At 63.9% G+C, this 24,754-nt stretch carries 23 protein-coding genes and 1 pseudogene; 17 read left to right on the top strand and 7 right to left on the bottom strand.

Annotated features, from left to right (window positions below; genetic code table 11):
* Positions 1-38 precede the first annotated feature (38 nt).
* Positions 39-497 carry a phosphoribosyl-AMP cyclohydrolase gene (gene hisI / locus EOD29_RS28420; RefSeq protein ID WP_127248610.1) on the bottom strand — a complete coding sequence of 153 codons (459 nt, stop codon included), beginning with the start codon at positions 495-497 and terminating at the stop codon, positions 39-41.
* A 93-nt stretch (positions 498-590) separates the two neighbouring features.
* Positions 591-1,217 (bottom strand): GTP cyclohydrolase I FolE, encoded by a 627-nt coding sequence (folE, locus tag EOD29_RS28425; RefSeq protein ID WP_067328045.1) that lies wholly within the window; start codon positions 1,215-1,217, stop codon positions 591-593.
* A 236-nt stretch (positions 1,218-1,453) separates the two neighbouring features.
* On the opposite strand from folE, the gene EOD29_RS28430 reads away from it, so the two are divergent.
* From EOD29_RS28430 to EOD29_RS28450, 5 genes and pseudogenes are all read left to right on the top strand, one after another.
* Positions 1,454-1,900 (top strand): iron-sulfur cluster assembly scaffold protein, encoded by a 447-nt coding sequence (locus tag EOD29_RS28430; protein ID WP_067328046.1) that lies wholly within the window; start codon positions 1,454-1,456, stop codon positions 1,898-1,900.
* A 180-nt stretch (positions 1,901-2,080) separates the two neighbouring features.
* Complete coding sequence (gene yidD / locus EOD29_RS28435; RefSeq protein ID WP_095802165.1) at positions 2,081-2,455, top strand: membrane protein insertion efficiency factor YidD; 375 nt, start codon at positions 2,081-2,083, stop codon at positions 2,453-2,455.
* Positions 2,456-2,597: 142 nt separating this feature from the next.
* Positions 2,598-2,789: pseudogene (locus EOD29_RS28440) on the top strand (class D beta-lactamase); the annotation flags it as partial.
* Between the two features lie 229 nt (positions 2,790-3,018).
* Positions 3,019-4,992 carry a threonine--tRNA ligase gene (gene thrS, locus EOD29_RS28445; RefSeq protein WP_095802166.1) on the top strand — a complete coding sequence of 658 codons (1,974 nt, stop codon included), beginning with the start codon at positions 3,019-3,021 and terminating at the stop codon, positions 4,990-4,992.
* Positions 4,993-5,087: 95 nt separating this feature from the next.
* A complete protein-coding gene (locus EOD29_RS28450; RefSeq protein WP_127248593.1) occupies positions 5,088-6,029 on the top strand; it encodes a 1-acyl-sn-glycerol-3-phosphate acyltransferase in 942 nt (313 codons plus the stop codon).
* 4 nt (positions 6,030-6,033) lie between these two features.
* Here the strand turns inward: EOD29_RS28450 and EOD29_RS28455 are convergent, their stop codons facing one another.
* A complete protein-coding gene (locus tag EOD29_RS28455) occupies positions 6,034-6,999 on the bottom strand; it encodes a hypothetical protein (protein ID WP_127248594.1) in 966 nt (321 codons plus the stop codon).
* A gap of 163 nt (positions 7,000-7,162) precedes the next feature.
* Between EOD29_RS28455 and EOD29_RS28460 the strand changes: the two genes are divergently transcribed.
* The gene (locus EOD29_RS28460; protein ID WP_067328052.1) at positions 7,163-7,747 is read left to right on the top strand and encodes a nitroreductase; all 585 of its coding nucleotides are present in this window, start codon (positions 7,163-7,165) and stop codon (positions 7,745-7,747) included.
* A gap of 1 nt (position 7,748) precedes the next feature.
* Positions 7,749-8,357, top strand: a complete 609-nt coding sequence (locus EOD29_RS28465; protein WP_127248611.1) for a flavin reductase family protein — start codon at positions 7,749-7,751, stop codon at positions 8,355-8,357.
* Positions 8,358-8,420: 63 nt separating this feature from the next.
* On the opposite strand, the gene EOD29_RS28470 is transcribed toward EOD29_RS28465, so the two are convergent.
* Both EOD29_RS28470 and EOD29_RS28475 read right to left on the bottom strand, forming a co-directional pair.
* A complete protein-coding gene (locus EOD29_RS28470; protein ID WP_127248595.1) occupies positions 8,421-9,302 on the bottom strand; it encodes a CoA ester lyase in 882 nt (293 codons plus the stop codon).
* Positions 9,302-9,754, bottom strand: coding sequence for a MaoC family dehydratase (locus tag EOD29_RS28475; RefSeq protein ID WP_067000165.1), 453 nt, complete (start codon positions 9,752-9,754; stop codon positions 9,302-9,304). Before EOD29_RS28475 ends, EOD29_RS28470 begins: the two co-directional genes overlap by 1 nt.
* Positions 9,755-9,903: 149 nt before the next feature.
* On the opposite strand from EOD29_RS28475, the gene EOD29_RS28480 reads away from it, so the two are divergent.
* A complete protein-coding gene (locus EOD29_RS28480; protein ID WP_067328054.1) occupies positions 9,904-11,025 on the top strand; it encodes a DUF2336 domain-containing protein in 1,122 nt (373 codons plus the stop codon).
* Between the two features lie 49 nt (positions 11,026-11,074).
* On the opposite strand, the gene EOD29_RS28485 is transcribed toward EOD29_RS28480, so the two are convergent.
* Together EOD29_RS28485 and parE are read right to left on the bottom strand one after the other, a co-directional pair.
* Complete coding sequence (locus EOD29_RS28485; RefSeq protein WP_127248596.1) at positions 11,075-13,165, bottom strand: FUSC family protein; 2,091 nt, start codon at positions 13,163-13,165, stop codon at positions 11,075-11,077.
* Between the two features lie 43 nt (positions 13,166-13,208).
* Positions 13,209-15,263, bottom strand: a complete 2,055-nt coding sequence (gene parE, locus EOD29_RS28490) for a DNA topoisomerase IV subunit B (protein ID WP_127243417.1) — start codon at positions 15,261-15,263, stop codon at positions 13,209-13,211.
* A gap of 254 nt (positions 15,264-15,517) precedes the next feature.
* Here parE and cpaB point away from each other — a divergent pair, with 254 nt between their 5' ends.
* The 9 genes from cpaB (at position 15,518) to EOD29_RS28535 (ending at position 24,746) form a co-directional block, all read left to right on the top strand.
* Positions 15,518-16,456: a Flp pilus assembly protein CpaB gene (gene cpaB / locus EOD29_RS28495; RefSeq protein WP_127248597.1), complete on the top strand. Its 939-nt coding sequence runs from the start codon at positions 15,518-15,520 to the stop codon at positions 16,454-16,456.
* A 115-nt stretch (positions 16,457-16,571) separates the two neighbouring features.
* Positions 16,572-17,933, top strand: a complete 1,362-nt coding sequence (locus EOD29_RS28500; RefSeq protein ID WP_245307654.1) for a type II and III secretion system protein family protein — start codon at positions 16,572-16,574, stop codon at positions 17,931-17,933.
* Positions 17,934-17,937: 4 nt separating this feature from the next.
* Positions 17,938-18,213, top strand: coding sequence for a hypothetical protein (locus EOD29_RS28505; RefSeq protein ID WP_127248598.1), 276 nt, complete (start codon positions 17,938-17,940; stop codon positions 18,211-18,213).
* Positions 18,214-18,226: 13 nt separating this feature from the next.
* The gene (locus EOD29_RS28510; RefSeq protein ID WP_095780697.1) at positions 18,227-19,441 is read left to right on the top strand and encodes a response regulator/pilus assembly protein; all 1,215 of its coding nucleotides are present in this window, start codon (positions 18,227-18,229) and stop codon (positions 19,439-19,441) included.
* Positions 19,438-20,859: a CpaF family protein gene (locus EOD29_RS28515; protein WP_067000192.1), complete on the top strand. Its 1,422-nt coding sequence runs from the start codon at positions 19,438-19,440 to the stop codon at positions 20,857-20,859. Before EOD29_RS28510 ends, EOD29_RS28515 begins: the two co-directional genes overlap by 4 nt.
* 3 nt (positions 20,860-20,862) lie before the next feature.
* Positions 20,863-21,828 carry a type II secretion system F family protein gene (locus EOD29_RS28520; RefSeq protein ID WP_127248599.1) on the top strand — a complete coding sequence of 322 codons (966 nt, stop codon included), beginning with the start codon at positions 20,863-20,865 and terminating at the stop codon, positions 21,826-21,828.
* A gap of 1 nt (position 21,829) precedes the next feature.
* Positions 21,830-22,792 (top strand): type II secretion system F family protein, encoded by a 963-nt coding sequence (locus tag EOD29_RS28525; RefSeq protein WP_127248600.1) that lies wholly within the window; start codon positions 21,830-21,832, stop codon positions 22,790-22,792.
* 133 nt (positions 22,793-22,925) lie between these two features.
* Positions 22,926-23,399, top strand: coding sequence for a hypothetical protein (locus EOD29_RS28530; RefSeq protein WP_095802255.1), 474 nt, complete (start codon positions 22,926-22,928; stop codon positions 23,397-23,399).
* 174 nt (positions 23,400-23,573) lie between these two features.
* Entirely contained in the window at positions 23,574-24,746 is a 1,173-nt protein-coding gene (locus EOD29_RS28535; RefSeq protein ID WP_127248601.1) for a GGDEF domain-containing protein, read from the top strand.
* Positions 24,747-24,754: the final 8 nt, after the last annotated feature.

Here is a 24,754-nt window from a genome sequence, read left to right on the forward strand (position 1 = left end):
GAATAGTGAATATGAGTGGTTTGTGAATATCGAATGGTTCACACCGGCTTCCGATACGTTTCTTGCGCATCGAACAGCGGCTTGCTGCCATCGTCGGCAAGCACCGCCTTGCCGTCGCTGAGCCCCACCGTCCGATAAAAGCAGGAACGCCTACCGGTGTGACAAGTTGCGTCCTGGCCCAATACTTTGACGCTCAACCAAATCGCGTCCTGGTCACAATCCGTGCGCATCTCGACGACGCGCTGGACGTTGCCCGACGTCTCGCCCTTTTTCCACAGCGCGTTGCGGGAACGCGACCAGTAGTGGGAGATGCCGGTTTCGAGCGTCAGCGCCAGCGCCTCGGCATTCATATGCGCGACCATCAAAAGCATGCCGTCGCCGGCGTCGGTGACGACGACGGTCACGAGGCCGGCAGCATCGAAGCGCGGAGAAAGGACGGTGCCTTCCTCCAGCGCCTTCTTGTCTGCCGGGGCTTTGGGAAATTGCAGTGCCGACATTGCCGGTTCGTCTTTTTGTTGGACCATGATCTTATCCGAAAACCGGGTCCCGCTTTTCGGGACCATGGTCTGAAGGCCGGCAGCAGGCGGCGATCAGGCACGCACCATGGTGACGAAGCGCACCTGTTCCTCGGGCGTGTCCTTGAAGACGCCGGTGAAGGTCGAGGTGAGCGTGGTCGAATCCTGCTTGCGGATGCCGCGCATGGCCATGCACATATGCTCGGCCTCGATCATGACGGCGACGCCGCGCGGGTTGAGCACGTCCTGGATGACGCCTGCGATCTGCGCCGTCATTGCTTCCTGCGTCTGCAGGCGATGGGCGAAGATGTCGACGACGCGCGCGATCTTGGACAGACCCACGACCTTGCCGTCCGGCAGGTAGCCGACATGCGCCTTGCCGATGATCGGCACCATGTGGTGCTCGCAATGGGAGTGGAACTTGATGTCCCTGACGATGACGAGATCGTCATAGCCGGCCACTTCCTCGAAAGTGCGGCCAAGCTCCTCGGCCGGGCACATGTCATAGCCGTTGAACATCTCGCGAAAAGCCTTGGTGACGCGCTTCGGCGTGTCGACAAGGCCCTCGCGATCAGGGTTGTCGCCGGTCCAGCGCAAAAGCGTGCGCACGGCGGCTTCGACCTCGGCCTCGCTTGGGCGATCGGTGACAGGCTTCTCCATGTAGGAGGAAGGGGGCATGAGTTTCTTGATGACGGCATCCATAAAGGCGTCTCCCGTAGTCCCACTCAAAGGTGGGACGAGTTGAACGGACCACGACCTTTCGGGTGAAACTCGCCCGGTTTCCAGCCCGTAAGCGGCGTGAACAGATGAGCAATGACAATGGCTTGAGTTTGCCTTGTCGATGCCCGGCTGCCATCATTATATATGGTCGTGCACAGCGAAAGGAAGACGCAACAGCGGCAAAGCCTGTTCGCTTGGCGGCGACGGATTGGAAAAATATGATCGACGACGTCTACAATGCGAAAATCCTGAGCTTCGCCGGAAACATCGCCAAGATCGGCCGGCTCGACCACCCCGATGCGACCGCCAGAGCGCACTCCAAACTGTGCGGCTCGACCGTCACAGTCGACCTCAAAATGGATGGCGACGTGGTGACCGATTTCGCTCATGACGTGAAGGCCTGCGCGCTTGGTCAGGCATCCTCCTCGATCATGGCCCAGCATGTCATCGGCGCGAACGCCGATGAGCTGCGCGCAGTGCGCGAGACCATGCTGAAGATGCTCAAGGAAAACGGCGCGCCGCCGGAAGGCCGGTTCGCCGATCTGAAATATCTGGAGCCGGTGCGCGACTACAAGGCACGTCACGCCTCGACCATGCTGACCTTCGATGCGGTGGTCGACGCGATCGGCCAGATCGAGAAGAAGCGCGCCGGAGAGGCTGCTTGAGGGCGATCTCCTGAGCTGCTTGCCTGTTATGGCGAACTCGCTTGGTATCCCGGCGCCATGTCGAGTGGACCGACCGGCGTCCCGTCCGGCCTTCCCGGCGATGACCGATAAAAGGTCGTTGCGTTCCCGGCTCGAAACCCACATCTAACGCACAAGGAAGCTGGCTGCGGAGAAGTGCGGATGGGAGACCATCCAGGACATATCCATGGTGTCCGGCCGGTCCGGCATGGGCGAAACTGGCAGGGACCCTGGCGCAAGACGCCGGGCCGCGTCCTCGGCACGTCGCTCGTGCGCCTCTACCAGTTGACGCTTTCCGGCTTCGTCGGCAATAGCTGCCGGCATCTGCCGACCTGTTCCGAATACGCGCATGAGGCAATCGCCCGCCATGGATTGTGGACCGGGGGCTGGCTGGCGCTGTTCCGGGTCTCGCGTTGCGGGCCGTTCGGGACGCATGGCATCGACCGCGTGCCGGAGACGCTTGCGCCGCGCTATGTCTGGTTCATGCCGTGGCGCTATTGGCAAATCGGCAGGAAGCGCGATGACGCAGATGGCTGACTGCGGCAGCGTTTCGCAGCCCGTGTTTACGATTCAGTAGGGTTAACGTCAGCCTGCACAAACACTGCCAATTTGAGACAAAATCGAGACAAGACGCCTCGCTAAGCCGCTCCGCGTAATCCATTTTCCGGAGTGAGCTTCGATGCGCCAGATGGACCGCTATCCGTTCTTCATTGCCATCATTCTGTTCCTGCTGGCCTGGATGCTCGGCCTGCCGATGCGGGCGCAATCGGCGCCGCTCAAAGACATCCACTGCACTTTGATCGAGGACTCGGCGAGCGGCTCGACGCTTTGCCAGGATGGCTTCCGCGACGAGCGCGTCAGCCCGGCTTCGATCTTGCCGAAGGGGCTCGCGACGCGGGCGGCTTCCTGAACGATCTTCCCGGGCTCATCAAATAGAACGGCTTGCGGCTTTACGGCGGCGGAAACTCCTCATAAAAGACTGCCGCCCGCCAGCGTCCAAGTGATTGGCGCCTCCGGCCAACCCTGCATGCTCCAGCACACTTCCTGCGACATGCATTCACCACCCGCGCTCGTTTGCGGGACTGGATAGGACAACTCTGATGCTGAATTCCGTGTCCCTGACATTTCCCGATGGTTCCGTCCGCGAGTACGACGCGGCCATGACCGGCGCCGCCCTTGCCGAATCGATCTCCAAATCGCTGGCGAAAAAGGCTGTTGCCTATAGCCTCGACGGCACCGTCCGCGATCTTTCCGATCCGCTCGGCAGGTCCGGCAAGGTCGAGATCATCACCCGCGAGGATCCGCGCGCGCTGGAACTCATCCGCCACGACGCGGCGCACGTGCTGGCCGAGGCCGTGCAGGAGCTTTGGCCGGGAACGCAGGTGACCATCGGGCCGGTGATCGAGAACGGGTTCTATTACGACTTCGCGCGCAACGAGCCGTTCACCCCGGACGATTTCCCGGTGATCGAGAAGAAGATGCGCGAGATCATCGCCCGCAACAGGCCGTTCACCAAGGAAGTGTGGTCGCGCGAGAAGGCGAAGAAGGTCTTTGCCGACAAGGGCGAGCGCTACAAGGTCGAGCTGATCGACGCTATCCCCGAGGATCAGGATATCAAGATCTACGCGCAGGGCGACTGGTTCGATCTCTGCCGCGGTCCGCACATGGCTTCGACCGGGCAGATCGGCAACGCCTTCAAGTTGATGAAGGTGGCGGGCGCCTATTGGCGCGGCGATTCCAACAACCCGATGCTGACGCGCATCTACGGTACCGCCTTTGCCGACCAGGCGCAGCTCGAGGCATACCAGAAGCTGCTGGAGGAAGCCGAGAAGCGCGATCATCGCAAGCTCGGCCGCGAGATGGATTTGTTCCATTTTCAGGAGGAGGGACCGGGCGTCGTCTTCTGGCACGCCAAGGGCTGGAAGATGTTCCAGAACCTGGTCAACTACATGCGCCGCCGCCTCGACGAGCACGGCTACCAGGAAGTCAACGCGCCGCAGGTGCTGGACAAGAGCCTGTGGGAGACGTCCGGCCACTGGGGCTGGTATCGCGACGCGATGTTCAAGGTGACGGTTGCCGGTGACGACACCGACGACGACCGCGTCTTCGCGCTGAAGCCGATGAACTGCCCCGGCCATGTGCAGATCTTCAAGCATGGGTTGAAGTCTTACCGTGAACTGCCCGTAAAGCTTGCGGAGTTCGGCAATGTGCACCGCTACGAACCGTCGGGCGCGCTGCATGGGCTGATGCGTGTGCGCGGCTTCACTCAGGACGATGCGCATATCTTCTGCACCGAGGAGCAACTCGCCGCGGAATGCCTGCGCATCAACGATCTAATCTTGTCGACCTATGCCGATTTCGGCTTCGACGAGGTCGCGGTGAAGCTGTCGACGCGGCCCGACAAGCGCGTCGGCACAGACGAGGCCTGGGATCATGCCGAGGCGATCATGAGCAATGTGCTGGAGACGATCCGCACGCGCTCCGGCAATCGCATCAAGACCTCGGTCAATCCGGGCGAGGGTGCCTTCTACGGGCCGAAGTTCGAATATGTGCTGAAGGACGCCATCGGCCGCGAATGGCAGTGCGGCACCACCCAGGTCGACTTCAACCTGCCGGAACGCTTCGGCGCCTTCTATATCGGCTCGGATTCGGAGAAGAAGCAGCCGGTCATGGTGCATCGCGCGGTGTGCGGCTCGATGGAACGCTTCCTCGGCATCCTGATCGAGAACTATTCCGGCCATTTCCCGCTGTGGTTCGCGCCGCTGCAGGTGGTGGTGGCGACGATCACCTCCGACGCGGATGAGTATGCCACGAAAGTGGTCGAGCGGCTGAAGGCTGCGGGGCTGCTCGCCGAAACCGATCTGCGCAACGAGAAGATCAACTACAAGGTGCGCGAGCACAGCCTGGCCAAGGTTCCGGTCATTCTCGTTTGCGGCAAGCGGGAGGCGGAAGAGGAAACCGTCAATGTCCGCCGTCTCGGCTCCCGCGACCAGGAATCGCTGAAGCTCGACGACGCCGTGAAATTGCTGGCGGACGAGGCCGTCTCTCCGGACCGCAAGCGCCGCGCGGCCTAAAATCGTTAATCTCCAATCGCTTCTCGAATGGCGGTGGCACATAGTCCACCGCCATCTTCACACGCCTGTCACGCCAACCTTGTAGCCGAGCCGCCATGCTCAAGCTGAAACCGCGGGGAAGGCCGTTTCCCGAGCTCTCCTACGCCAACCGGCATCAGCCGGCGCTGACGCGGTGGTTCATCCATTCCGTCGAAGGCCTGTCGGGCCGCGACCGCTTTGCCGTGCTCTACGACTTGTGGCGGCGCCAGGTCGCTCCAACGGGCGAACGTGTGTTCAGCCGCATGCTGGACTTGATCGACGTCAGGGTGCACCACGCCGGCCGTTGGCCGCCGGCAAATGTGCCGGCTAGTCCGCTGGTGATCGTCGCCAACCATCCCTTCGGCATCGGCGACGGCATTGCAGTGCTGTCGCTCGCCGAGCAGCTCGGCCGTCCGTTCCGGGTCATGATCCACAAGGACCTGCTCAGGATCCGCGAGATGGAAGCCTATTCGCTGCCGATCGATTTTTCCGAGACCAAGGAAGCGCTGAAGAACAACATGGCCGTGCGCCACGAGGCGGTGCGGCTGTTGAAGGCAGGCGTCACCATCGTCGTTTTTCCGGCCGGCGGCGTCGCCACGGCGCCGAAGGGGTTCGGCCGGGCGATCGACCTGCCGTGGAAGATGTTTCCGGCCAAGCTCATCCAGGAGGCCAAGGCCTCGGTCATCCCTTTGCATTTCTCCGGCCAGAACGGCCGTCTGTTCCACCTCGTCGGTGGGCCGATGAACATGGCCGAGCGCGACAACCGCGTGGCGAAATTCGTCGGCAAGGCGTCGCTGACGCTGCGCACCTCCCTGCTCATCCGCGAATTCGCCCGGCTGTCCGGCAAGGCGATCGAGGTGCGCATCGGCGATGTGCTGAAGTGGAGCGAGCTCGAACCGTTGCGCGACCGCAAGGCGTTGCTCGACCAGCTCTACCAAGCGGTTTTCGATCTCGCTCCGGCGGCTGCGCGGCGCGGACGCGTACCGTTTCTAAGCAAGCGGATGCGCAAAGCCGCCTGAGCAGCTAGTCCGCGCCCTCCTCGGGATCGATTGCGGACGATTCGTTGGCCACGACCTCGATTTCCTGGTTCTGGCCGGCGACGACGGTGAAATCCTTCTGGTAGATACGGTCGCGGTTCTTGGCGATGATGGTGTATTGGCCTTCGGCCAGCACCATCGAGGCGAAGGCGCCGACGGCTTCCTTGATCGGATCGCCCGATTCATTGAGCAGCGACCAAGAGGTGTCGGCAATGGCTTCGCCACCGGGTTCGCGCACCAGCTTCATCGTCATCTCGGCTGCGCGGTGCTCGACGGTGGCCTCGGTCAGCTTGCCGGCCTCGACGCGGATATCGGAGCGGATCACGGCGTTGACCGCGCCATAGGTGGAGACGACATGGTAGGTGCCTGCATTCAGCCGCACCACCGTGTTCGGCTCCACATCGGGGGCGATCAGCGCGCGGTCGCCATTGGTCTCGGCCTGGCCCTCATAGATCGCGAAGCGGAGCTTCTTTGGCGCGATGTGCGCGCCGCCGGACGTCACCGCATCGAGCTTCAAGCCGCCGGCATCGAGAACGAGGCTCTCTCGCTTTGCGTCCTTGCCGACGGTGATGCGCTTGGTGGCGCCGGCCCGTCCGTAAGAGGCGTGGACCAGGTAGCTGCCGGGGTCGAGCTGGAACACCGCCGTGCCGCCATGCGCGGACGCCACCATCGGCAGCTTGCCGTCGCTGGCCGGTTCCGGCTTGAAGACGCGCCAGACGATGCCGCGGATGATGTCGGCGCCCTTGTCGGTCAGTTGCGCAGAAAGGGTGATCGCTCCGCCGCTGCCAAGCGCCAGCGACCGCTCGCTCTTCGGCGTCGCATAGCTCGAAATGCCCGGCACCTTGATATTGCCGACATCGTTGGCGTTCTGGGCCAGCGCGAACGAAACCGGCACCGCAAACAACGCGGCGACGAGCCCGATCACGAAAAGGCGCAGAGTCTCCTCAAACATGCCTTGCGTTGAAGCCCAAGGCGGTGGCAATTTCAAGGCTCAAGAGCCTGCCGCCCTCCGCCAGGGCTCTTTATCCGGCGTATAATTGCGCCATTGCCCGAGCCGCCCGACCTCCCGATGGCGCGCTTCAGCTCAAAATTGAAATGCTAGGAGACTTGCGCCCATGGCGTCGCCGATCATCGACTTCCTGCTGACCCGCAATTCAGCGCCGATTCCCGACCTCAAGGAGCCGGCGCCGAGCGATGCGGAAATCGCCACGATGATCGCCGCGGCGTCGCGGGTGCCAGACCATGGCCGCCTCGAGCCGTGGCGGTTTATCGTCTACCGCGGCGAGGCGCGGGTCGAGATTGGCAAGAAGCTCGCGGCGCTTGCCGAGCAGCGCGAAGGACCGTTGCCGGAGGGGCGCCGCAACCAGGAACTGGCGCGCTTCTCGCGCGCCCCGCTGGTGATCGGCGTCGTCTCCGTGCCGCGGGAGAACCCAAAGATCCCGCAATGGGAGATGTTCCTGTCGGGCGGAATGGCGGCTATGAATCTGATGATCGCGGCCAACGCGCTGGGCTATGGCACCAACATGATCAGCAACTGGTATTCCGACGTTGCGGAAGGCAGGGCGATCCTCGGGCTGTCGCCGCAGGAGCGCGTCATCGGCTTCGTCCATATCGGCTCGTACCAGGGACCGGCGCCGGAGCGGCCCCGACCCGATCCGGCGAAGCTCTATGCCGATTATGCCGGGCCGTGGGCCGGCTGAGATGTTCTACGAGCCATCCAAGGGGCACGGCCTGCCGCACGATCCGTCGAAGGCGATCGTTGCACCCCGCCCGATCGGATGGATCTCGACATTGAACAAGGCCGGTGAGATCAACCTGGCGCCCTATTCCTTCTTCAATGCCGTTTCGACGCGTCCTTTCATCGTCTGGTTCTCATCCGAAGGCGCGAAGGACAGCGCCACCTTCGCTGAAGAAACCGGCGAATTCGTCGCCAATCTCGTCAGCCGCGAGCTTGCCGAGAAAATGAACCGCACCGCCGTCGATGCACCGCGCGGCGTCAGCGAGTTCGCCTATGCCGATCTCGCCATCGCGCCGTCGCGCCTCGTCGCGCCGCCGCGCGTGGCGGAAGCGCCCGCCGCCCTCGAATGCAAGGTGACCGAGATATTTCGGCCGCGGGCGCTGGACGGCGCCGAGACCAGCGCCATCGTCGTCGCCGGCGAGGTCGTCGGGGTCCACATCGACGATGCTTATCTCAGGGACGGCCTGTTCGACATCGTCAGGGCCGGCAATGTCGCCAGGCTCGGCTATATGGACTATGCCAGCGTGAACGAGATTTTCTCGATGCGGCGGCCGCGCTGGAGCAAGGATTAACTGGGAGGGGTACACGGCTCACGTCCGCTGCAAGCTGATCCCCATGGTCTGGTGATTGGCGGTTCAGGCTGAAAGTCCCGCCGCCCTCGCGCGCGCCAGCAGCCGCTCCGCAAGCCGCAGGTGCGGCCGATCATACATCTTGCCGTCGATGCCGACGACGCCCGGATTTCCCGCCGCCGCGAAGGCGTCGACGATCGCCCGCGATCGTTCGACCGCTTCCGGCGACGGCGTGAAGGCGGTGTTGATGACCGGCACCTGCGCTGGATGGATCGCCATCTTGCCGGTAAAGCCGTCGCGCTCGGCTTCTCTGCATTCGGCTTCGAAACCGGCCATGTCGCGGAAATCCGGAAAGACGGTATCGATCGCGGCGATTTCCGCCGCTCCGGCCGCCAGGATGGTCGTCGCGCGCGCCAGGCGGAAGACGTCGGTGTAGCGGCCGCTCTCGTCGCGCGCCGAACGCGCGCCGATTGCGGCCGACAGATCTTCTGCGCCCCAGGTAAGTCCGGCAAGCCGGCTGCTTGCTCCGGCGTAGCTCGCGGCAGCCAGCAGGCCGGATGCGGTTTCGGTGATGATCGGCAGGATCTTTATGCCGCCATCCGGCAAGCCGCTTTCGGCCTCGTGCACCCGAAGCTTGGCCGCGAGCTGCTGGACATCCTGTCCGCTGTTCGACTTCGGCAGCATGATGCCGTCGGGTTTCACCGGGACGAGCGCCGCAAGATCATCGTCGGTCAGGCCGGTCGACAGATCGTTGACGCGTACGTAGATGTCGGAGCTGGTCTGCTGTCGGTGGCCGGCGATGAAGTTCGCCGCGACTTTGCGGGCGGCCGCCTTGTTGCCGGCAGCGACCGAATCCTCAAGGTCGACGATGACCACGTCGGCGCCGGCGCCAAAGCCCTTTTCCAGCTTGCGCTCGGAATCGCCCGGCACGAAGAGCAGCGAGCGCATCAGGACGCCTTCTTCATCATCATCGCCTGCCTCGTGCATTTGGCGACCAGAACATCGTTCTGATTATAGGCGCGGTGCTCGAATTCGACGATGCCGCGATCGGGCTTCGACCTGGACTCGCGCACCGAAACGACCGTGGTCTCAACACGAATGGTGTCGCCGTGGAAAACCGGGTGCGGGAAGACGGTCTCCTTCATGCCGAGATTGGCGACAGTGGTGCCGACGGTGATATCGTTCACCGAGATGCCGATCATCAGGCCGAGCGTGAACAGCGAATTGACCAAGGGCTTGCCCCATTCGCTCTTCGCGGCGAAGTCGAAGTCGATGTGGAGCGGCTGCGGGTTCAGCGTCATCACCGAGAACAGCATGTTGTCGCTTTCGGTGACGGTCTTGCGCAGCGTGTGCCGGAAGACGCGGCCGACGACGAACTCCTCCAGATAAAGCCCGGCCATGGTCGATCTCCTCGCTATTCCTGTTTGATAGGTGTTGGTTGCAAAGCCATCAAGCCGGTTAAGAAACATGGTGAACCGTTCGTAAACCATTTCCAGCTTACCGTTCCCAACGGGGCCGAAACGTTTCGGCAAGGGCGTAGCTGATCGGCATGGTTGTTTCGCATTTTCTAAAGTGGATCGATAAGGCAAGGGTTTCCGAGCGCGCCGCCGCCGCGAGCGCGCTGGCCCGCGCCTACATCAATTCCGACCTGCCGTTCGAGGATCGCTGCGCCGCCGAGGCGGCGCTCACGCTGCTGCTCGACGACGTTTCCGCCAAGGTCCGGCAGGCGCTCGCCGAAGCGCTGTCGATGAGCCATCACGCCCCGCCGCAGGTGATCGCAGCACTCGCTTCCGACCAGCCGGAAGTGGCGGCGCTGGTGCTGGCGCGTTCGCCTTTGCTTACCGATGCCGATCTCATCGACCGCGTCGCCTGCGGCCAGAAGGCCACCCAAAAGCTGATAGCCAACCGTCCCGTCGTCTCGATGTCGCTGGCGGCAGCCATCGCCGAGATCGGCGAGCCGGAAGCCTGCGCCACGCTGATCGCCAACAGCGGCGCCGATATTGCATCGCTGAGCTTCCGCCGCATGGCCGAACGGCACGGCCACCTGCCGCTGGTCCGTGAGGCGCTGATCGCCGACGCGCGGCTTCCCGCCGACTGCCGGCACATGCTTCTGGTCAAGCTCGGCGAGACGCTGAAGGGATCGCCGCTGGTGCTGGCGCTGATGGGGGCGGCACGAGCGGACCGCGTGATGCGCGACGCCTGCGTGAAGGCCTCGGTGACCCTGATCGAGGGCACGCGCGCCGAGGAGCACGCGGCGCTGATCGAGCATCTCAGACTGCGCGGAGACCTCACCGCGAGCTTCATCATCCGCACCGTCGCGCATGGCAAGGTCGACTTCTTCGGCTCGGCGCTGGTGGCGCTTGCCCAGCAATCCGAGCAGCGGGTGAGGGCGTTGCTGGCCGGCGGGCACGACGTTGCGTTGCAGGCGCTGTTCCGCAGCGCAGGCCTCGCCGCCGCCACGCACGGCATCATCCTTCGCGCGCTGAAGATCTGGCGCGAGGTCGCCAACGGCAAGCGTGTCGCCGGCGTGCAGGAGGTGAGCTGGCTGATGCTGAAGGAACTCGGCGGGCAATCGGCCGAGGGCGATCTCGCCGGACTGGTGAAGTCGATCCATCTCGACGCGCTGCGCGAGAACGCGCGCGGGCATGCGCTGGCAATTGCCGCCGCCTAGCGCACGTCGGTGCCAGGTGTGGCCGGCCTGGCGGCTTCCTGCTCGATGCTCACGTATCCCGGCCCGGCCCGTCTAAGGGTGCCCCCTTCGCGAAAAAATCCGGATAATCCTGCATCGCGGCAGCGATGATGCGCAGTGAGGCCGCGACCTGAAGCATTTCCGGCCGGTCGCTGCGACCGGCGATGCTCGCCGCATATTCCCGCGCCACGGCGATGGTCGAGGTCTGCGGCTCGCCATGCCTCCTGAACAGCAATTCCCGCGCCAGGCCGCGCAGGAAGCTGCCGATCGACTCGACCGTCTCGCGTGGCACGATGGAGTTCAGTTGCGCCTGGCGCAGCCGGAGCACTTCGAGGCCGACGGTCACGGCGGCAATGCTGCCGCCAAGAATAGGGTCGCCTTTCCTCCCGGTCTGCTGCAGTTGCGGCATCAACTGGTTGATCCGGTCATAGGCCAGGCTTTCGAAGGCCGAACGCCTGGGGACGCGCTCATGCAGGCAAAGGCGCGCCAGGTCCTCGCGCATCGCCTGCGAGATGCGCTCAACACTGGCCGAGGGATTGGCCGGCAGAACGACGATGAAGACGCCGATGGCGATCAGGATGCCGACCAGGATCGATGTCGATCCGGCGAAGAACGGGCCGGGATCATAGGTCATCATCTGGTGCGGGCTGAGAAAAGCCAAGAAATTGATGGCGAAGGCGGTGGCCACGCCGACATGCCGCGGATTGGCCATGCCGAGCGCTGCCGGCACCAGGATCGGCACGACAAAGAGGGTGAACCAGCCGAAGCCGGGCAGCGCCGGCATTGCGATCTGGCCGACGAGGAAAGCGAAAGGCAAAGCGAGGAGCGTTCCGGTGAAGAAGCCCCAGGCCGACTGAACCGGATCGGGACGCGCCGCGAACAGGCTGGAGACGACGGCGACGAGAATGACGGTGCCCGCCGCCTCCGACCATTTGGTGGTCAGCCAGAAGGCGGCCACCAGAAGCGTGGCGAGCGCGGCGCGCACCGCATTGCGCCAGGCCGCATGATAGTCGCGGTGCACGACCAGGGCCGGTTGCTGCCGCTCACGAGACGTTCGGGAAACCGGCGAGCGAAGCGCATCCAAGCCGCGCATCACCTGCTTCAGCGCCTCCGCGAAATCGGCGGCAATGGTGAGGCGGGTGATGGTGCCGACCTTGTCTTCACCGGGATCGGTGGCCACCGGCGCCGTTTCTCTTGCCCTGATCGCGATTGCCTCGAGCCGGGCCACCCATGGGCCGGTGTCGTCCAACGCGTCGCGCGTCGTAGCGAGTTCCCCGACGATTGCCTTCAACTCGCTGCGAACAGGGATGAGCGTCGCATTCTCCGGCGCGGCATGGGTATGCAGCGCGCGGGCCGCCGAGAGCGCCCACAGGAGCTGTCCGATCGTGCGCCGGACCGGATGGGCGCGGGTCGCGAAGCTCGGCGCTTCGAGGCGCGCATAGGTGCGCATTTCGGCAAGTGTCTGGGCATCGGTGATCAGCTTGCGCTGGAGAGCGGCAAGACCGGCCGGATCGCCGTCGGAAAAGGCGCCTGAGGCGTAGTCGGCGAGATCGAGAATGCTGCGTTTCAGCCTGGAGATGATGGCGTCCGCCGCGAGCTTCGGCAGGATCAGCCGGCTGGTGACGCCGGCGCAGACGATGCCGAGCACAATTTCGGCGCAGCGCGCGACAGCGAGATCGACGACGAGATGCGCCTGCCCGAATGCCGGCAGGCTGATGATCATCGCTGTATAGCCGGCAAGGGCGGCGCCATAGGCTTCCGGATTGCGCAGCAGCGAGGAAACGAGGGTGCTGACGCCGATCCATAGTGCCAGCACCGTCACCAAGAGCCAGGGATTGGTGCCGAACAGCGATGTGATGCCGATCGCCGCCAGGCCGCCGGCCAGCGTACCGAGCAGGCGGTAGAAGCCTTTCGCCAGCACCATGCCGGCGACCGGCTGCGCGACGATGAACACGGTCATCATCGCCCACTGCGGATGATCGAGCTTCAAGGCGTAAGCGGCAAGCAGCGCGATCAGCCCGGCAGAAACCGTTCGCAGGGCGAAGATCCAGTCCGAGCGCGTCGGCTGGGTCAGCTCACTTAACGGTGTCCCGGCTAGATCCTTCAGCCGCGTCCAGGTCACATGCAAGTCTCCGTCCCGGAGCCTGTTATGGACCAGTCCGCGTTCAGATATCCAGCACGTCGGCCTCGGCGAATTCGGCACGTTCCTGGATGAAGCGGAAGCGGGCCTCGGGCTTGGTGCCCATCAGCGCGTCGACGGCGTCCTTGGTCGCCTGCTCGGCATCGATCACGTCGACCCTGAGAAGCGTGCGCTTCCTCGGGTCCATCGTGGTTTCCTTGAGCTGCGAGGCCATCATCTCGCCAAGGCCCTTGAAGCGGCCGATCTCGACCTTGCCGCGCCCGGTGAATTCGGTGCGCAGCAATTCGTCCTTGTGCGCGTCGTCACGCGCATAGGCCACCTTACCGCCCTGACGGATCGAATAGAGCGGCGGCACAGCCATATAGAGGTGGCCACCGCGGATCAGGTTCGGCATCTCCTGGTAGAAGAAGGTGATCAAAAGCGAAGCGATATGCGCGCCGTCAACGTCGGCGTCGGTCATGATGATCACGCGGTCGTAGCGCAGGTCCTCGTCGCGATATTTCGAGCGGGTGCCGCAGCCGAGCGCCTGGATCAGGTCGGAAATCTGCTGGTTGGCGGCAAGCTTGTCGTTGCCGGCGCTGGCGACGTTGAGGATCTTGCCGCGCAGCGGCAGCACCGCCTGGCTGGCGCGGTCGCGCGCCTGCTTGGCCGAGCCTCCGGCCGAGTCGCCCTCCACGATGAAGATCTCGGCGCCGGCCGCGGCGTTCTGCGTGCAGTCGGCGAGCTTGCCCGGCAGGCGCAGCTTGCGTACCGCGCTCTTGCGCGACACTTCCTTTTCCTGGCGCCGGCGCACACGCTCGTCGGCGCGCGCGATCACCCATTCGAGAAGCTTCGAGGCTTCCTGCGGGTTGTCGGCCAGCCAGTGGTCGAACGGGTCGCGGATGGCGGTTTCGACGATGCGCATCGCCTCGATGGTGGCCAGCCTGTCCTTGGTCTGGCCGACGAATTCCGGCTCTCGGATGAATACCGACAGCATGCCGGCGGCCGAGATCATGACGTCCTCGGTCGTGATGATCGAGGCGCGCTTGTTGCCGATGAGGTCGGCATAAGCGCGAAGCCCGCGCGTCAGCACGTTGCGGAAGCCCGCCTCATGCGTGCCGCCCTCGGGAGTGGGAATCGTATTGCAGTAGGAGTTGAGGAAGCCGTCGCCGCCGAACCAGGTCACCGCCCATTCCAGCGAGCCGTGGCCGCCCTGCTTGTCGCTTTTGCCCGCGAAGACTTCGCGCGTGACCTGGAATTCGTCGCCGAGGGTGGCCTTGAGGTAGTCTTTGAGGCCGCCCGGGAAATGGAACTCGGCTTTGGCCGGAGTTTGATCCTTTTCCTTGATCAGCGAGGGATCGCAGGTCCAGCGGATCTCGACGCCGCCGAACAGATAGGCCTTCGAGCGCGTCATGCGGTAGAGCCGGGCCGGCTCGAAGGCGGCGCCCTTGCCGAAGATCTGCTCGTCGGGATGGAAGCGGGTCCTGGTGCCGCGGCGGTTGTGCACCTCGCCGAGGTGCTCCAGCCCGCTCACCGGAACGCCGCGCGAGAAGCGCTGGCGATAGAGCTGGCGCCCGCGCGCGACCTCGACCTCGAGGTGGTCGGACAGCGCGTTGACGACGGATACGCCGACGCCGTGCAGACCGCCGGAGGTCTCGTAGACCTTGGAGTCGAACTTGCCGCCCGAATGCAGCGTCGTCATGATGACTTCGAGCGCCGGCTTCTTGAACTTCGGATGCGGATCGATCGGAATGCCGCGGCCATTGTCGGTGACGGTAAGAAATCCGTCCGCCGAAAGCTCGACGTCGATGAAGGTGGCGTGGCCGGCCACCGCCTCGTCCATCGAATTGTCGATGACCTCGGCGAAGAGGTGATGCATCGCCTTGTCGTCGGTGCCGCCGATATACATGCCTGGGCGGCGGCGCACCGGCTCCAGCCCCTCAAGCACCTCGATGTCGGCGGCGCTGTAGCTCTCGCTGCCGTCGCGGGCGGCGGCCGAGCGCTTTGCGGCCTGCACCAGCGGATCGGCCGGCCGCGAGGACGCGCGTACTTGCTGGGGCTGCTTTTCCGGGTTGCCGAAAAGATCGCTGGTGTCGTCCATGCTAGCCATTAAGTCCGGTACTGCGAATCACTCCTCGATACTGCCACGCTTTTGGCGGGCGAACGAGTTCCTGTTCCGTTCAGGGATCAAACTGTCTCTTATTCCAAAACCATTCGATAACCAAGCCGCTGGAAATAGGGCGGGCTCCACCCCTTCGGATTCCTGATTCTTTAACATTAACGCCTAGCGTGAGCCTCAACGACAAAAGACCACGGGGCGTCAGGGGTTTCGTTGTGAAGGGCAGGGCCATAACCATGATCGGCATCGCAGCCGTTTTCGGCGCGATCTCGATCTTTGCCGCGGACTTCTGGGTCAAAAGCCAGGCGAGGGCCCAGTCCGAGCAGAAGACGGCATCGATCGTGGTGCCGCACGAGGCCAAAGTCGAGTTCAAGACCATCGTCGTGGCGAATGCGCCGCTGCGCTACGGCATGCAGCTCGACCGGTCGCAACTCACCGAAATTCCGTGGCCGCAGGATTCTCTGCCGCAAGGCGCCTTCCCGACCGTCGACAAGCTGCTGGCCGAAGGCAGCCGCGTCGTGCTGTCGCCGATCGAGGTCAACGAGCCGGTGCTGCTCGCCAAGCTGTCGGGACCGAATGGCCGCGCCACACTTTCCAACATGCTGTCGCCGGGCATGCGGGCCGTCACCATCCGCACCGACGAGATCGCCGGCGTCGGCGGCTTCATCACGCCGGGCGACCGGGTCGACGTCGTGCTGACGCGCGATGCCGGTGAAATCCAGGAAGTGTCCAAGAACGCGCAAGGGGCAGCCGGCTCGACGGTCACGTCCGAAATCGTCGTGTCCGACGCCAAGGTGCTTTCGGTCGGGCAGGGCGCGGACGAGCGCAAGACCGAGCCGCAGGTCGCCAATTCCGTGACCCTCGAGGTCACCAACGAAGGGGCGCAGAAGGTAGCGCTCGCCCGCACCGTCGGCTCCTTGTCGCTGTCTTTGCGGTCCGCCGCCGATGCCAGCGCCAGCGGCAACGGGCTTACCACCATCTCTTCCTTCGGCGGTTCGGTTGCCGCGAGCGCCGAGGCAAGCGCCGCCTCGCTGGTCAAGGCGGTGGCGAAGGAGCCGGAGGAGCCAAAATTCAAGACGGTGATCGTGTCCCGTGGCACGAAGGTGGAGGAATACAAGGTTCCATCCAAGCCCGCCGACGGAGACGTCGTTCCTTCCAAGGAACAAGAACAATAGCCGGTGGGGACCGGCCGGGAACGGGACAATGCCTGTGTTGAACAAAGAACGGACGACGAGAGGGCGGCGCCTTCTGCGTGCTATGGTGGCGGGCGCCTTTCTGGCAGCCGCCGGAATGCTGGCCTTTGGAGCGCCGGCCCAGGCAAACAACGACGTCGTATACGTCTCGGCGACCAAGAACGCCTCGATCAAAGTCGCCAAGGGCAAGCCCAAGACGATCATGACGAACGCGGCCTTCTATCAGATCGTCATCGGCGATCCGGAGATCGCCAACGTCAATCCGCTGACCGACAAGTCCTTCTATGTGCTGGGCAACAATCTCGGCACCACCGGCATCGCGCTGTTCGATCAGAACAAGCAGCTCGTCGGCACCATCGACATCGAGGTGACGCTCGACACCGACCAACTGGCCAACACCATCCGCGCCAGCGTGCCGGATGCCAAGATCAAGGTCGGTTCGGCCAACGGCCGCGTGGTGCTTTCGGGCGAGGCGGAAGACGCGGTCGCGGCCGACAAGGCGAGCAAGATCGCGTCGCGCTTCTCCGGCAATGAGGAAGTGATCAACTCGGTCAACATCTCGTCCTCGCAGCAGGTTCAGCTCAATGTCCGTTTCGTCGAGATCAACCGGCAGGCGGGACAGGATCTCGGCGCCAAATACGGGGCCAACTTTGCCTTCGGCGTCGGCGGTCGCGACGTCATCATCGACCCGGGCACGGTACCGACCGCCGGGACCGGCGAGATCATCGGCCGGTTGCTTTCCAACGGGGTTTCGATCGACATCGCCATCAAGGCGCTGGAAGAGCGCGGTCTCGCCCGGCGGCTGGCCGAGCCCAACCTGATCGCCCGCTCGGGCCAGACCGCGAGCTTCCTTGCCGGCGGCGAGTTCCCGATCCCGGTGTCCGAGGACAACGGCAAGATCAGCGTCAGCTATAAGAAATACGGCGTCGGTCTTGATTTCACGCCGACCGTGCTCAAGGGTGGACTGGTCAGCCTCGATATCGCGCCCGAAGTTTCGTCGATCGATCCCTCCGCGTCGATCGAAGTCAGCAGCGGCATTTCCATTCCTGCCTTCATCGTGCGTCGCGCCAAGACGTCGGTCGACTTGAAAAACGGCCAGAGCTTCATGATCGCGGGCCTTCTGCAGTCGCAGAACGACATCACCACCTCGCGCCTGCCGGGGCTCGGCAAGCTGCCGGTTCTCGGTCCGCTGTTCTCCTCGAAATCCTATCAGCGGCGCGAGACCGATCTGGTGATCATCGTCACGCCCTACCTGGTCAAACCGGTTGACCCGTCGAAGAAGATGGTCGAGCCCACCGACGGAACGCGGCCGCCAAGCAATGCCGACTACTTCCTGAACAACACCGAGGAAGTCGACGCTTCCGCTCCCAAGCGCCCCTTGGCACTGGCCGACGGCAGCGGGGCCCGTCCGGTGACGGCGACCACGTCGGGCCATTTCCTCGATCTGCCGAAGGACTGAAGCCATGCGTCTGGCTCCTTGCATCGCTCTGCTGCTCGCCAGCGCGCTCTCCGGCTGCACCAGCGACGACTATGTGCGCACCGAAGGCGTGTCTCCGGCCGCCGGCAACGCCCAGGCGTCCAACACAGCCATGCAGATGGTCGACCCCTGGCAGTACGGCGTCCAGAACACCAGGCTCCTAGTGCCGGCTCCGAGCACGAGCTCCACGGCCAATGCCGCGGGCGCGAAGGCCGGCGCGGCGCCGGCTTCAACGACATCGGTATCAACGACAGCAGACTGATGGGCTGACGACCATGGCATCGGGCACCAAGACCAAGAAGATCCTGCTCGTTTCGACCGATCGGGCGTTTTCGCAGGACACGCGGACGGCTTTCGCTGCATCCGAGGTCATCGAGCTTTTGACGGTCGAGAAAAGCGTCAACGAACTGCGCGGCGAGGTCCAGGAGACCGATTTCGGCGCCGTCATCGTCGACATGGACGCGGCCAAGCTCGAAGAGATCGAGTCGCTGCAGCGCATCATGCGCCGAATCGAAGGCCGCGTCCCGGTGGTCGTCGTCACGCAGGAATTCAATGCGGCGGCGGTGCGCATCCTGGTGCAGCTCAAGGTCGCCGACTTCCTGGTGAAGCCGATCACCACCGCCGATCTGGTGCGTTCCGTCATTCGCGCGCTTCAAGGGCCGGGGCGGGAGGAAAACACTGAATCGCAAATCTACACCTTCATGCCGGCCGCCGGCGGTGTCGGCACCACCACGCTTGCCCTGCAGACCGCCTTCCAGCTGCACCATTCGGTGACGCGCGGCGCCTCGACCTGCGTGGTCGACCTCAATTTCCAGCAAGGCGCCTGCGCCGAATATCTCGACCTCGAGCCGCGCTTCGACATCACCGAAATCGAGAACCAGCCCGAACGTCTCGACCGGCAGCTGCTGGACGTCATGCTGTCCAAGCATGCAAGCGGGCTCTGCGTGCTGGCGGCGCCGACGCGCCCTTCGGAAATGCGCTCGTTCAAGACCGATGTCGTGGTGCGCATGCTCGACCTCGTCTCGGCCTATTTCGACAATGTCGTCATCGACATGCCGCGCACCTGGTTCCCGTGGACCGAGACGGTGCTGCTCGGCTCCAACAAGCTCTATATCGTGGCCGAGATGACGGTGCCTTGCCTGCGCCACACGCAGCGTCTCATCCAGGCCATCTACGAGACGGCCGGCAAGGAAGTGAAGCCGAACGTCATCGTCAACCGTTTCGAGCAGAAGATGTTCGACAGCGGCATCAAGCAGGCCGACGTCCAGGATATCCTCGGCGAGCACTTCGTCGGCGGTATCTCCAACAACTACCGGCTGGTGCGCGAGGCCGTCGACCGCGGCGTGCCGCTGCACGACATCGATCCGAACGCCAATGTCGTCAATGACCTGAAGAAAATCATCCTGCCCGAGGAGGCGGTGGCGACGACGGCAAAGTCGAAGTCGCTGTTCGGCCTCGGCAAGGGCCTCTTGAAGAGGAAAGCAGGATGAGCAGCCGCTTCTCCAATCTGCAGAATCGCGATGTCCGTCCGCTGCGGGCGCCCGAACCCGCGCCCGTTGCGCATCACGCCGTGGTCATTCCGACAACCCGCAAGCCGGCGCCGCCGAAGCCGGAAGCAGCACCCGCAAAGAGCGCCAACAAGGTGCTCGACGCGCGCGTGCGCATCCACCGTATGCTGCTCGAAGAAATCAACCTCGTCGCGCTGGAGCGGCTGCCCAAGGACGAAATGCGCCGCCAGGTGCATGAGTTCGTCTCGGAAAAGACGCGTCAGGAGCGAATGGCGATCAATACCGCCGAGCTCGACGCGCTGGTGGACGACATCGTCGACGAGATGGTGGGCCTCGGCCCGCTGGAGCCGCTGCTCAAGGATCCGGAGATCAACGATATCCTGATCAACGGCCATCAGAACTGCTTCGTCGAAAAGCGAGGCAAGCTGCAGCAGGTCCATATCCCGTTCAAGGACGAGGCGCATCTGCTTCGGATCATTAATAAAATCGTCGCGGCCGTCGGCCGCCGCGTCGATGAATCGCAGCCGATGGTCGACGCCCGCATGCTCGACGGATCGCGTTTCAACGCCGCGATCAGGCCGGTCGGCGTCGACGGGCCGCTGGTATCGATCCGCAAATTCTCCAAGAACAAGCTCGGCCTGCACAAACTGGTAGAGTTCGGCGCCATCACCCAGAACATGGCCGAGGTGCTGGCGGCGGCCGTGCATGCGCGCAAGACGACGATCATCTCCGGCGGCACCGGCACCGGCAAGACGACGATGCTCAATGCTTTGTCGGCCTTCATTCCCGAGGACGAGCGCCTGATCACCATCGAGGACGCCGCCGAATTGCAGCTGCAGCAGCCGCATGTCGCGCGCATGGAAACGCGCCCGGCAAACATCGAGGGTCATGGCGAGCTGAAGCAGCGCGATCTGGTCAAGAACGCGCTGCGCATGCGGCCCGACCGCGTCATCCTTGGCGAGTGCCGTGGCGAGGAAGCCTTCGACATGCTGCAGGCTATGAACACCGGCCATGAAGGGTCGATGGCGACCATCCACGCCAACACGCCGCGCGACGCAATATCGCGCCTCGAACAAATGCTCGGCATGACCGGCATGCCGATGACGGTGCAGTCTATCCGCAGCCAGATTGCGAGCGCCATCGACATCATCGTGCAGCTGACACGCCTGTCCGACGGCAAGCGCAAGGTGACCAGCGTCGCCGAGGTGACGGGCATGGAAGGCGACGTCATCCAGATGCAGGAGATCTTCCGCTTCGTGCGCACCGGCATGGAGGCGGACGGCAAGATCGTCGGCCATTTCGAGGCAACGGGCATCCGACCGCGCTTCCTCGAGGACCTGCGCAACATGGGCATCGAATTTCCGGGCAAGTATTTCGAACCCGGCCGGCCGCAGGAGTAGCCGGTGCTCGAGGGATTCAGCCCGATCTATGCCGTCTACGCGGCGGCGGCGCTCACCGGCATCATGATCGCCGAAGGCTGCTACCTGCTCTATGCCGGCCGCAGCGACAAGCGCACGGCGATCAATCGCCGCATGAAGCTGGCGGAGAACAAGATCAGCCAGGAGCAGGTGCTGATCCAGCTGCGCAAGGAGCGCGGCATGGAAGAGGGCACGCCCCTCCCTTCTTTCGATCGCTTTCGCGCCTTGCGCACGCAGTCCGGCATGATCATGCCGATGCCCAAATTCCTCACGATCACGTCGGGGACAGCGTTCACTCTGGCGCTTTTCGCCGTCTGGTACGGCCTGCCTTTGCTGTTCGGGCTGGTCCTGCTTCCTGTGCTGGTGCCGGTCTTGCCGGTTATGGCGATGCGTTTTCTGCGCAAGCGCCGGCTTAAGCGCTTCGGCATGCAATTGCCGGAAGCGCTGGAGCTGATCACGCGCGGCCTCAAGGCCGGCCACCCGGTGCCGGTGGCGATCGCGATGGTGGCGCGCGAGATGGCCGATCCGATCGGCACCGAGTTCGGCGTCGTGGCCGACGAAGTGACTTATGGCTCGGACCTGGTTTCAGCGCTCAACAACCTGTTCGATCGCGTCGGCCATGAGGACCTGCCGCTGTTCGTCACCGCAGTCTCGATCCAGAGCAGCTCCGGCGGCAATCTGCGCGAGATCCTCGACGGCCTGTCGTCGACCATCCGCGAGCGCGGCAAGCTGCGGCGCAAGGTGCGCGCCATTTCGACCGAAGGCCGCATGTCGGCCTATATCCTGACCGCCGTGCCGGTACTTCTGTTCACCGCCATCATGGTGCTGATGCCGCAATTCTATCGCGAAGTGTGGGGGATACCGAAGACCTGGTACATGCTGGGCGGCTCGATCCTGTGGCTCCTGCTCGGCAATGCCATCATGTTCAAGATGTCGAATTTCAGGTTCTGAAATGGAAGAGGTCATCCGCTTCCTTGCCTCGCTAGCGCCGACATCGCTGATGCCGGTGGCGGCGCTGCTGCTGGTGATGGGCGGCGGCGCGGTGGCATGGCCGCTGGTCGTCGCGCAGGGCGACCGCAACGAGGTCAAGCGCCGGCTGAAGGTCGAGGCGGCGCAGCCGATCGAGCAGCCCGAGCCGGCACCCAGGAAAAACGCGAACGCCGTGCGCGAGAAGGCGGTGAGGCGGGCGCAGGAATTCTATGCCAAGAGCGATCCGGAGAATGTCGCGCGACTGCGCATGAAGCTCATCCAGGCCGGTTACATGGAGCCGCGCGCCGTCGGTACGTTCTTCCTGATCCGTTTTGCCGCGCTGGTCGGAATGGCGCTTGGGGCGTTCCTGGTCAACCATTGGGCGGCCAGCGCCGAATCGACCGTGACCAGCCGCTGGACCTTCATCATCCTGTCGGGAGCGGCCGGCTATTTCCTGCCCGGCCTGGTGCTGACGCAGAAGGTGCGGGAAAAGATGCGCGAATACCGCAATGGCTTTCCCGATTTCATGGATTTGATGATCGTCTGCTCCGACGCGGGCATGAGCATGGAGGCCGGCATCGAGCGGGTCTCGAAGGAACTCGCCAGGACCTATCCGTCGCTCAGCCAAAACCTGCAGCTGGTGTCGCTGGAGTTGAGGGCCGGCCGCAGCCTCGACGATGCACTAAAGGCGCTCGCCGATCGCCTCAGCCTCGACGAAGTGCGCTCCTTCGCGACGCTCCTGCAGCAGTCCAAGGAGCTCGGCACCAGCCTGTCGGGAGCGCTGCGTGTCTTTTCCGACGAAATGCGCCACAAGCGCATGTCGCTTGCCGAGGAGAAGGCGCATGCCTTGCCGGCCAAGATGTCGGTCCCGGTGACGGTGTGCATCCTGCCGGTGGTGCTGATGGTCGCCATCATCCCGATCGTGGTAAGGCTGACGTCGCACTGAGGCCGGCGGTGCTGGTTAACGCATCCTTTGCAAGCAACTGAAATTTAGGCGCATTTCGGCACCGAAGCTTAATCGCTCTCCTGTATGGTCCTTGCTGAAGAACGACCCGGCAAATCGGGCGACGGGGCAGGGCATGCGTCACAGACTTTCCACGGCAGCGGCGGTATTGGCGGCCGTCTTGATGATCACCGGCTGTACTACGAACAGCAGCGTCGACACGACCAAGACCACCGCAATCCAGGCGACGGCCAAGGATATCAGCGCCGCCGACCTGACGGAGGGCAAGGCGCAATTCCGGGAGGCGAATTTCGGTCTCGCAGAACAGCATTTCCGCAAAGCGGTGGAGCTCAAGGCAGACAATGCCGAAGCCTGGATGGGGCTTGCCGCCTCCTATGACGAGCTCGGCCGCTTCGACTTCGCCGACCGCGCCTATGCGCAATTGCTGAGGGTCGCCGGGCGCAAGCCGCAGATCGTCAACAATATGGGCTATTCGCAGCTCCTGCGCGGCAACAAGAAGAAGGCAAGGGCGCTGCTGCTCGAAGCCAAGGCCGGTCTCGCCGACCAGACCGTGGTCAACGCCAACCTAGCGCTGCTCGACAAGAGCTGATCCGCTTCCGGCTCGTCCCGCCGCGGAACCGGGCCGTAGTTTCAGCGGACATGTCGACGCTTTGTAAACCCTTTGTCGAGCGAGCAGCGGACACCGGCCGAAAAGGGTTTGCGCCACGCCTCTACAACCTACATTGAGGAAGCAACGAGTCTCCCCAACGGCAGATCTTCAGAGATGTTGGATTTCAGCTCGCTCCTGCTCGCGGCGGCGCTGTCGGGCACATGCCTCAGCGTCACGATGCTCGCGATCTGGCTCACCGCGCCGCAGGCGCGTTTCGTGCTTACGGTCGCCTGCGGCATACTCGTGCTCGTTGCCCATGTCGTCCTGTTCTGGCGCTATACCAAGGACGCCAACCCGTGGCTCTGCCAGATGGTGCTTGCCCTGCTCAGCCTGGGGTTCCTCGTCATCTGTTTGTCGGCGATGCAGTATCTCGGCATCCGCAGTTATCGCCGCGCCATCGTGCCGGCGCTGGCAGCGATGGCGGCTTGCGCCCTCGTCACCTATTTCGGCTTCGATGGCGTCGGCTTTCTGATCACCTATTCGACGGTGACGGCGCTGCTCGGCGCGATCGGAACGATGTTCTGGATGAAGGGCGATCACGACCGCCGGATACTGCTCGTCGTTTCGTTTCTCAGCGGCGCCTGCGGGATATCCTTCGCGCTGTGCGGCCTGGTGCTGCTGGTGCAAGGGCAATGGGTCCTAGGCGCCGCGCCCGACAACTGGGCGGAGCGGTTGAACTCCGTCGTCGCGGTCGCCTGCATGACCGGCTTCGGCGCGCTGACGCTTTCGCTGCACCATCTGCAGGCGCAGATCGAGCTCAAGGCCGCGACGATGACCGATCCGCTGACCGGCCTGATGAACCGCAGGGCGCTCAACGGGCTTTACGGCGGTCGCAGCTTCGGTCCGTTCATGGCGATCGCGATGTTCGACCTCGACCATTTCAAGACCACAAACGATGTCTTCGGCCATCCCGTCGGCGATCAGGTGCTTTGCCGCTTCGCGGCGGTGATCAAGAAATATGGCAGGGCCGGGGTCGATGCCTTCCGGCTAGGCGGTGAGGAGTTCGCGCTCGTCCTATCGCGCATGACGCCGGAAAAGGCGCACGATATGGCAAGCAGGATCGGGGTCGCTTTCGGCACCGAAATCGTTCCGACTCAACGTGGTCCGTTGCGCAGCAGCGTCAGCGGCGGCATGGGATTTGGCGCCCCCGATGGCCGGACCCTGGACGAGGTGCTGGCTGAGGCGGACGCCGCGCTCTACGCCGCAAAGCGCGCCGGGCGAAACCGCGTGATCGCCCAACGCCAGGAGGACCAGCCCGATAGTGGGCCAGCCCTGCGCTCGGCCTAACTTGCCCT

This window comes from Mesorhizobium sp. M1A.T.Ca.IN.004.03.1.1, from assembly GCF_003997555.1.
In the GTDB taxonomy this organism is placed as follows: Bacteria; Pseudomonadota; Alphaproteobacteria; order Rhizobiales; family Rhizobiaceae; genus Mesorhizobium.

Excerpts from the sequence above, each read along its gene's own strand:
- hisI (WP_127248610.1), bottom strand. The coding sequence starts at position 497 with ATGTCGGCACTGCAATTTCCCAAAGCCCCGGCAGACAAGAAGGCGCTG.
- folE (WP_067328045.1), bottom strand. The coding sequence starts at position 1,217 with ATGGATGCCGTCATCAAGAAACTCATGCCCCCTTCCTCCTACATGGAG.
- EOD29_RS28430 (WP_067328046.1), top strand. The coding sequence starts at position 1,454 with ATGATCGACGACGTCTACAATGCGAAAATCCTGAGCTTCGCCGGAAAC.
- yidD (WP_095802165.1), top strand. The coding sequence starts at position 2,081 with ATGGGAGACCATCCAGGACATATCCATGGTGTCCGGCCGGTCCGGCAT.
- thrS (WP_095802166.1), top strand. The coding sequence starts at position 3,019 with ATGCTGAATTCCGTGTCCCTGACATTTCCCGATGGTTCCGTCCGCGAG.
- EOD29_RS28450 (WP_127248593.1), top strand. The coding sequence starts at position 5,088 with ATGCTCAAGCTGAAACCGCGGGGAAGGCCGTTTCCCGAGCTCTCCTAC.
- EOD29_RS28455 (WP_127248594.1), bottom strand. The coding sequence starts at position 6,999 with ATGTTTGAGGAGACTCTGCGCCTTTTCGTGATCGGGCTCGTCGCCGCG.
- EOD29_RS28460 (WP_067328052.1), top strand. The coding sequence starts at position 7,163 with ATGGCGTCGCCGATCATCGACTTCCTGCTGACCCGCAATTCAGCGCCG.
- EOD29_RS28465 (WP_127248611.1), top strand. The coding sequence starts at position 7,749 with ATGTTCTACGAGCCATCCAAGGGGCACGGCCTGCCGCACGATCCGTCG.
- EOD29_RS28470 (WP_127248595.1), bottom strand. The coding sequence starts at position 9,302 with ATGCGCTCGCTGCTCTTCGTGCCGGGCGATTCCGAGCGCAAGCTGGAA.
- EOD29_RS28475 (WP_067000165.1), bottom strand. The coding sequence starts at position 9,754 with ATGGCCGGGCTTTATCTGGAGGAGTTCGTCGTCGGCCGCGTCTTCCGG.
- EOD29_RS28480 (WP_067328054.1), top strand. The coding sequence starts at position 9,904 with ATGGTTGTTTCGCATTTTCTAAAGTGGATCGATAAGGCAAGGGTTTCC.
- parE (WP_127243417.1), bottom strand. The coding sequence starts at position 15,263 with ATGGACGACACCAGCGATCTTTTCGGCAACCCGGAAAAGCAGCCCCAG.
- cpaB (WP_127248597.1), top strand. The coding sequence starts at position 15,518 with ATGATCGGCATCGCAGCCGTTTTCGGCGCGATCTCGATCTTTGCCGCG.
- EOD29_RS28500 (WP_245307654.1), top strand. The coding sequence starts at position 16,572 with ATGCTGGCCTTTGGAGCGCCGGCCCAGGCAAACAACGACGTCGTATAC.
- EOD29_RS28505 (WP_127248598.1), top strand. The coding sequence starts at position 17,938 with ATGCGTCTGGCTCCTTGCATCGCTCTGCTGCTCGCCAGCGCGCTCTCC.
- EOD29_RS28510 (WP_095780697.1), top strand. The coding sequence starts at position 18,227 with ATGGCATCGGGCACCAAGACCAAGAAGATCCTGCTCGTTTCGACCGAT.
- EOD29_RS28515 (WP_067000192.1), top strand. The coding sequence starts at position 19,438 with ATGAGCAGCCGCTTCTCCAATCTGCAGAATCGCGATGTCCGTCCGCTG.
- EOD29_RS28525 (WP_127248600.1), top strand. The coding sequence starts at position 21,830 with ATGGAAGAGGTCATCCGCTTCCTTGCCTCGCTAGCGCCGACATCGCTG.
- EOD29_RS28530 (WP_095802255.1), top strand. The coding sequence starts at position 22,926 with ATGCGTCACAGACTTTCCACGGCAGCGGCGGTATTGGCGGCCGTCTTG.
- EOD29_RS28535 (WP_127248601.1), top strand. The coding sequence starts at position 23,574 with ATGTTGGATTTCAGCTCGCTCCTGCTCGCGGCGGCGCTGTCGGGCACA.